Below are 6,812 nucleotides of genomic sequence, written 5' to 3' on the forward strand. Positions count from 1 at the left end.
AGGTTGAGAAGATCAGACCTGCATGATTTCGGCTTCTTTCTGTGCCAGCGCGGCATCAATCTCGCCAATGATCTTGTCCGTCAGCTTCTGGACCTTGTCGCTCCAGGCCTTGTGCTCGTCTTTACCCATCTGTGCGTCCTTTTCGAGGCGCTTCAGCTCATCCATCGCATCGCGGCGGACATTGCGGACGGCAACGCGGGCCTGCTCGGTATACTTCGCGGCAACCTTGGTCAGTTCGGCGCGGCGTTCCTGGTTAAGTTCGGGGATCGGCAGGCGCAGCGTGGTGCCATCAACAACCGGATTGAGGCCAAGGCCGGAATTGCGGATCGCCTTTTCGACAGCGGACAACATGCTCTTGTCCCAGACCTGAACCGTGAGCATACGCGGCTCCGGCACGCCGATGGTGCCGACCTGATTGAGGGGCATGGTCTGGCCATAGGCCTCGACAACGATTGGTTCCAGCAGGCTTGCCGTGGCGCGCCCGGTGCGCAGCCCCGCAAACTCCTGCTTCAACGATTGAAGCGCGCCGCGCATCCGGCGTTCTGTATCGTCGATATCAAAAGTGTCGTCAGCCATTTACTTGTCCTTCTGTAAGTCTGGAGGCCCGGTGTTGTCCCGGCCCGCGCTGCTCAGGCAGCGTCCGAAATTATGGTGCAGCGCCCCGTCCCGGCCAGCACCTTGGCAAAGCCCCCCGGCTCGTCCAGCGAGTAGACGATGATGGGAATGGCATTTTCCCGCGCAAGCGCAATCGCGGAAGCGTCCATTACCTTCAGATCGCGCGAAAGCACGTCCATATAGGTCAGACTGTCATATCGTTCCGCATCGGCAACCTTGTGGGGATCGGCAGAATAGACGCCGTCAACCTGCGTGCCCTTGAGAATGGCGTCGCAATTCATCTCCACCGCGCGCAGGGCGGCAGCCGTGTCTGTCGTGAAGAAAGGATTGCCCGTGCCTGCCGCAAAGATCACCACCCGCCCCTTTTCCATATGGCGAACAGCGCGGCGGCGGATATAGGGCTCACACACGGTCATCATGGGAATGGCGGACTGCACGCGCGTCGGAATATTGATCGCTTCCAGCGCGGTCTGCATGGCAAGCGCATTCATCACGGTCGCCAGCATGCCCATATAGTCGGCGCTGGCGCGCTCCATCCCCTTGGCCGCGCCGGAAAGGCCGCGGAAGATATTACCGCCGCCAATGACGAGGCAGACCTGCGCGCCCTGCTCCACCGCTTCCTTGATGTCACCTGCGATCCTGTCCACCGTGGCGATGTCGATGCCATATTGGCCATCGCCCATCAAAGCCTCGCCGGAGACTTTGAGCAGGACGCGGGAATAGCGGTGTTTTCCGGGCATAATCATCATTCCGTCGAAGCGCGCCGAAGGTGCCCCCGGTGCTAGCGGGGCGGGTGGCGGTAAAATCTGCGAATCCCCGGCACCCCGGAGACAATAACGCCCCCGACGCCTTAAGGCGAAGGGGGCGTCGGATCAAATCAGCCGCTTGAGGCCTTGCTTAACCGCGCGCGGCGGCCGCAACCTCCGCCGCAAAGTCCGCTTCTTCCTTTTCGATACCTTCGCCGAGACCGAAACGGACGAAACCAACCACCGAGATCGGGGCGCCGACATCAGCTTCCGCGTTCTTCACGGCCTTTTCAACCGTCTCATCCGGGTTGATGACGAAAGCCTGCGACAGGAGAACGACCTCCTCGTAGAACTTGCGGATACGGCCTTCGACCATCTTTTCGATAATGTTGTCGGGGCGGCCGGATTCCTTCGCTTCGGCGATCAGCACGTTGCGCTCGCGCTCAACGAGATCCTGATCGAGGTCTTCCCTGCGGGTCGCGAGGGGGTTCGTTGCCGCGATGTGCATGGCGATCTGGCGGCCAAGCTCGGCGAGCTTGCCCTTGTCGCCCGTGGACTCAAGGCCGACCAGCACGCCGATCTTGCCGAGACCGGGCGCGACCTGGCTGTGGACATAGGCCGACACCACACCATCGGACACCGAGATGTGACCGGCGCGGCGGACATTCATGTTCTCGCCGATGGAGCCGACCATTTCCGTCACATGGTCCTTCACGGACTTGGAGGTGCCGGGATAGGTCGCGGCGACGAGCTTGTCGAAGTCGCCACCTGCGTCGAGGGCAACGGATGCGATATCTGTCACCATCTTCTGGAACTGTTCGTTGCGCGCCACGAAGTCCGTTTCGGAGTTCACTTCGACAACGGCACCTGCCGTGCCATTGGCGACAACGCCGATCAGGCCTTCTGCCGCCACGCGGCCAGCCTTCTTCGCCGCCTTGGCGAGCCCCTTGGTGCGCAGCCAATCGATAGCGGCTTCCATGTCGCCGCCGGTTTCGTTCAGCGCCGACTTGCAATCCATCATGCCTGCGCCGGTTTTCTCGCGCAGTTCCTTCACCATGCTTGCGGTGATTTCAGCCATTGTGTCCTCGATTGTCTGTCGCCCCAGCGGACGGGGGATCTGAAAGTCTTGTCGGGCCCGACGCAGGGCCGGGCCCGATACGAAAGGCTATTACTCGGCCGGAACTTCTTCGACGACCGGTTCAGCCGATGCACCGATATCGATGCCGGCAGCGCCCTGGCTCTGCGAGATACCGTCGATGACGGCACGCGAGATGAGATCGCAGTAGAGGCTGATCGCGCGCGAGGCGTCGTCATTGCCGGGGATCGGATAAGCAATGCCATCCGGGTTGGAGTTGGAGTCCAGAACGGCAACGACCGGGATACCCAGCTTGCGGGCTTCCTGAATCGCGATCTCTTCCTTGTTGGTGTCGATCACAAAGATGAGGTCCGGCAGGCCGCCCATATCCTTGATACCGCCAATGGCGCGCTCAAGCTTGTCGCGCTCGCGGGTCAGGTTCAGGACTTCCTTCTTGGTCAGACCACGCGCTTCACCGGAAAGCAGATCATCGAGTTCGCGCAGACGGCGGATCGAGTTCGAGATCGTCTTCCAGTTGGTCAGCATGCCGCCAAGCCAACGATGGTTGATGTAGTACTGCGCGCACTGCTTTGCCGCCTGAGCGACCGGCTCGGAGGCCTGACGCTTCGTGCCGACAAAAAGCACGCGGCCACCGGCAGCAACCACGTCACGCACTGCGACGAGCGCCTGATGAAGCAGAGGAACGGTCTGCGCGAGGTCGATGATGTGGATATTGTTACGATCGCCGAAGAGGAACTTCTCCATCTTCGGGTTCCAGCGGTGGGTCTGGTGACCAAAGTGAACACCAGCTTCCAGCAGCTGACGCATAGAAAAATCGGGGAGTGCCATGACACCCATTCTCCTTTTCCGGTTGAACCTCCGCGGGGAGTGAACGGGCCTTTGACGGCACCGCACCGGACCGACCAACCCTATGTTTCCCCTGTGAAAAAGGGAGTGGGAGAGCCGAACCCCGCGTGTGGAATGGCGCCTCTATAGGCGCAAAAAGGCAAAAACGCAAGTGAAACCGGGGGCTGAAGCCCCTCGCAAAGCGGCGAAAAACCTCAAATTTCCCGGAGATCGACCACGCCGGGCACGGCCTTGATGGCGCCTCTGATTTGCGGGGTCACGCGGTAGCGGTCCTTGAGGCGGATTTCGACCTCCCTGCCCCCCTCATTCATCAGGACGAGCGAGACGATGCCCTTCCCCTTTTCGGAGAGGCGAGCTTTCACCGCCTCAAGCGGCTCCGGCCGATCAACGAAAATCCGCAAGCCAGCGCCGGTATCCTTCACCGTATCATCGACGCTGCGGACGGATTGTGCGCGGAGTTTCACTTCCTCGCCCGCGCGCTCGATCTCCACGCCGACGACCACGGCATTGCCCGGCTCCATCAAGTGCCGGAACTGAGACAGTGCCTCGGAGAAGACCACGATCTCGAACTGCCCCGTCGGATCGGACAGGGAGAGGAAGGCGAAGGGATTGCCCTTTTTCGACTTGCGCTGCTGGAGGGCGGTGACGGTGCCCGCGACCAGCTCGGCACGGTTACCGCGCGCGAGCAACTCGGCATAGGTGACGACGCCAGCGCGCTTCAGGTCCGCCAGATAATCATCGAGCGGGTGGCCGGACAGATAGAAGCCGACCGCATTGAACTCTTCCGTCAGGCGCTGCATGGGCATCCAGACATCCACCGCAGGAAGCTGGGGCTGGGTAGCCGCTACGCCCGTCTCCTCGCCGAACAGGCCGCCTTGCTGGCTTTCCCTTTCCTGCGCGGCGGCATTGGCGGTGCCAAGCAGGAAATCCACGGAAGCGAGTACCTGTGCGCGGTTGGGATTGAGCGCGTCAAACGCTCCGGCGCGGGCGAGATTTTCCAGCGCGCGCTTGTTCACCATGCGCGGGTTGATGCGGCGCGCAAAATCGAAAAGGTCGCGGAAAGGGCCGCCCTCCCGCCTGACCTCGACAATGTGCTCCATCGCCTGAAGGCCGACATTCTTGATCGCGGCGAGCGCATAAAGGATCTCGCCATCTGCGACGCCGAACAGCGCCTCTGACCTGTTCACACAGGGCGGGCGCACCTTGATGCCGAGCCGTTCGGCCTCCTGCTTGAAGATGCCGAGCTTGTCGGTATTGCCGAGATCAAGGCTCATGGATGCAGCGAGGAACTCGACCGGATAGTTCGCTTTCATCCAGGCCGTCTGATAGGCGACAAGCGCATAGGCGGCGGCGTGCGACTTGTTAAAGCCGTAGCCCGCAAACTTGTCCACCAGTTCGAAGATGGTGGAAGCCTGCGCCTTGTCGATGCCCTTGGCGACAGCGCCGGTGACGAAGCGCTCTTTCTGCGCCTCCATCTCGGCCTTGATCTTCTTGCCCATGGCGCGGCGCAGCAGGTCGGCTTCGCCGAGCGAGTAGCCCGAGAGGATCTGCGCGATCTGCATCACCTGTTCCTGATAGATGATGACGCCATGCGTCTCCTTCAGGACAGGTTCGAGCATCGGATGCAGATAATCCGGTTCTTCCTGCTTGTGCTTGCGGCGGACATAGGACGGGATGTTGTCCATCGGGCCGGGGCGATAAAGCGCCACGAGAGCGATGATGTCTTCGAAGCGGTCGGCCTCAAGCTTGCGCAGCACATCGCGCATGCCGGAGCTTTCAAGCTGGAACACGCCCACCGTTTCACCACGGCCGAGCATCTCATAGGTCTTCTTGTCTTCGAGCGGCAGTTGCAGCAGATCGATTTCAATGCCGCGCCGCGCGACAAGCTTCACCGCGCGATCAAGCACGGTCAGCGTTTTCAGGCCGAGAAAGTCGAACTTCACAAGGCCCGCAGGCTCCACCCATTTCATGTTGAACTGGGTGACGGGCATGTCGGAGCGCGGATCGCGATAGAGCGGCACCAGTTCGTCAAGCGGGCGGTCGCCGATCACCACGCCTGCTGCGTGAGTGGAGGCATGGCGGTAGAGACCTTCGAGGCTGCCACCTATTTCCAGCAAGCGTGCGACGGTTTCATCATTGCGCTGCTCTTCCTGGAGGCGCGGTTCGCCCTGGATCGCCTCCGCCAGCGTGACGGGATTTGCCGGGTTGTTCGGTACCATCTTGCACAGACGGTCCACCTGTCCGTAGGGCATTTGCAGAACACGCCCGACGTCGCGCAGCACCGCGCGGGCCTGCAGCTTTCCGAAGGTGATGATCTGCGCGACCTGATCATAGCCGTAGCGGCCCTGCACATAGCGGATCACCTCGTCGCGGCGGTCCTGACAGAAGTCGATATCGAAGTCAGGCATCGAGACGCGCTCAGGGTTGAGAAAGCGCTCGAAGAGAAGGCCGAAGCGAAGCGGATCAAGGTCGGTGATGGTGAGCGACCAGGCGACAAGCGAACCGGCACCCGAACCACGGCCCGGCCCCACCGGAATGTCATGCGCCTTCGCCCATTTGATGAAGTCGGCAACGATGAGGAAGTAGCCGGGGAAATCCATCCTGATGATGACATCAAGCTCGAAGTCGAGGCGCTTGCGATATTCCTCTTCCGGCGCGACGCCTTGCTGCTCGGCAAGGCGGGCGGTTAGCCCTTCATGCGCCTGACGGCGAAGCTCGTCGGCTTCCGATGTGCCATCGCTGAATTTTGGCAGGATCGGCTTTCGGGTCCGGGGGCGATAGGCGCAGCGCTGCGCGATCTCGACCGTATTGGCCGTTGCTTCGGGCAGGTCTTCGAAGAGTGCAAGCATTTCTGCCTGCGTCTTGAAGCGGTGTTCGGGCGTGAGGCGGCGGCGATCTGCCTGAACGACATAGCTCCCGCTCGCAATGCAGATCAGCGCATCATGCGCCTCATACTCCGCTTCATTAGTGAAATAAGGTTCGTTGGTCGCGACGAGCGGAATGTCATGCGCATAGGCAAAGTCGATCAGCGGCCCTTCGGCGTGGCGCTCGCGGGGCGTGTCGTGGCGCTGGAGTTCGACATAGAGGCGGTCGCCAAAAATCTCCTTCAGGCGCATGAGAAGGGCTTCGGCAGCATCCTTGTGGCCATGCTCGATGAGGCGGTTCACGATGCCATCCGGCCCGCCTGTCAGGCAGATCAGGCCTTCGGAATATTGCGCGAGGCGATCAAGGCCGACCTGTGCCGCCTCCCCGGCCTCCGGCTCAAGAAAAGCGAGGCTCGAAAGCTTCATCAGGTTCAGATAGCCCTGCTCATCCTTCACCAGAAGAGCGAGAACGCCATCCGGCTCGCGCCTTGCCGGGCCACGGGTCGGCTCGGCGGGCTCATCCAGACGCACTGGCAGCGTGCAACCCATGATGGGCTGGATGCCCTCCTTGGCCATTGTCTCGGAAAATTCGAGCGCGCCGAAAAGGTTGCCGGTGTCGGTAAGGGCGATGGCGGGCATGCCGTC

General features: G+C 61.5%; 5 protein-coding genes. All 5 read right to left on the bottom strand.

The window, feature by feature from the left end; all coding sequences use genetic code 11:
• Positions 1-12 precede the first annotated feature (12 nt).
• Entirely contained in the window at positions 13-576 is a 564-nt protein-coding gene (gene frr, locus WBF74_RS10095; RefSeq protein WP_424439028.1) for a ribosome recycling factor, read from the bottom strand.
• A gap of 53 nt (positions 577-629) precedes the next feature.
• Positions 630-1,355: a UMP kinase gene (gene pyrH, locus WBF74_RS10100; protein WP_424439031.1), complete on the bottom strand. Its 726-nt coding sequence runs from the start codon at positions 1,353-1,355 to the stop codon at positions 630-632.
• Between the two features lie 157 nt (positions 1,356-1,512).
• Positions 1,513-2,439: a translation elongation factor Ts gene (gene tsf / locus WBF74_RS10105; RefSeq protein ID WP_424439035.1), complete on the bottom strand. Its 927-nt coding sequence runs from the start codon at positions 2,437-2,439 to the stop codon at positions 1,513-1,515.
• Positions 2,440-2,529: 90 nt separating this feature from the next.
• Positions 2,530-3,285, bottom strand: a complete 756-nt coding sequence (rpsB, locus tag WBF74_RS10110; RefSeq protein ID WP_424439038.1) for a 30S ribosomal protein S2 — start codon at positions 3,283-3,285, stop codon at positions 2,530-2,532.
• A gap of 212 nt (positions 3,286-3,497) precedes the next feature.
• Positions 3,498-6,812 (bottom strand): DNA polymerase III subunit alpha (dnaE, locus tag WBF74_RS10115; RefSeq protein WP_424439041.1); only part of this gene is annotated, 3,315 nt, incomplete at its 5' end.

This window comes from Parvibaculum sp. (assembly GCF_049672805.1).
Classification (GTDB): domain Bacteria; phylum Pseudomonadota; class Alphaproteobacteria; order Parvibaculales; family Parvibaculaceae; genus Parvibaculum.

Excerpts from the sequence above, each read along its gene's own strand:
- frr (WP_424439028.1), bottom strand. The coding sequence starts at position 576 with ATGGCTGACGACACTTTTGATATCGACGATACAGAACGCCGGATGCGC.
- pyrH (WP_424439031.1), bottom strand. The coding sequence starts at position 1,355 with ATGCCCGGAAAACACCGCTATTCCCGCGTCCTGCTCAAAGTCTCCGGC.
- tsf (WP_424439035.1), bottom strand. The coding sequence starts at position 2,439 with ATGGCTGAAATCACCGCAAGCATGGTGAAGGAACTGCGCGAGAAAACC.
- rpsB (WP_424439038.1), bottom strand. The coding sequence starts at position 3,285 with ATGGCACTCCCCGATTTTTCTATGCGTCAGCTGCTGGAAGCTGGTGTT.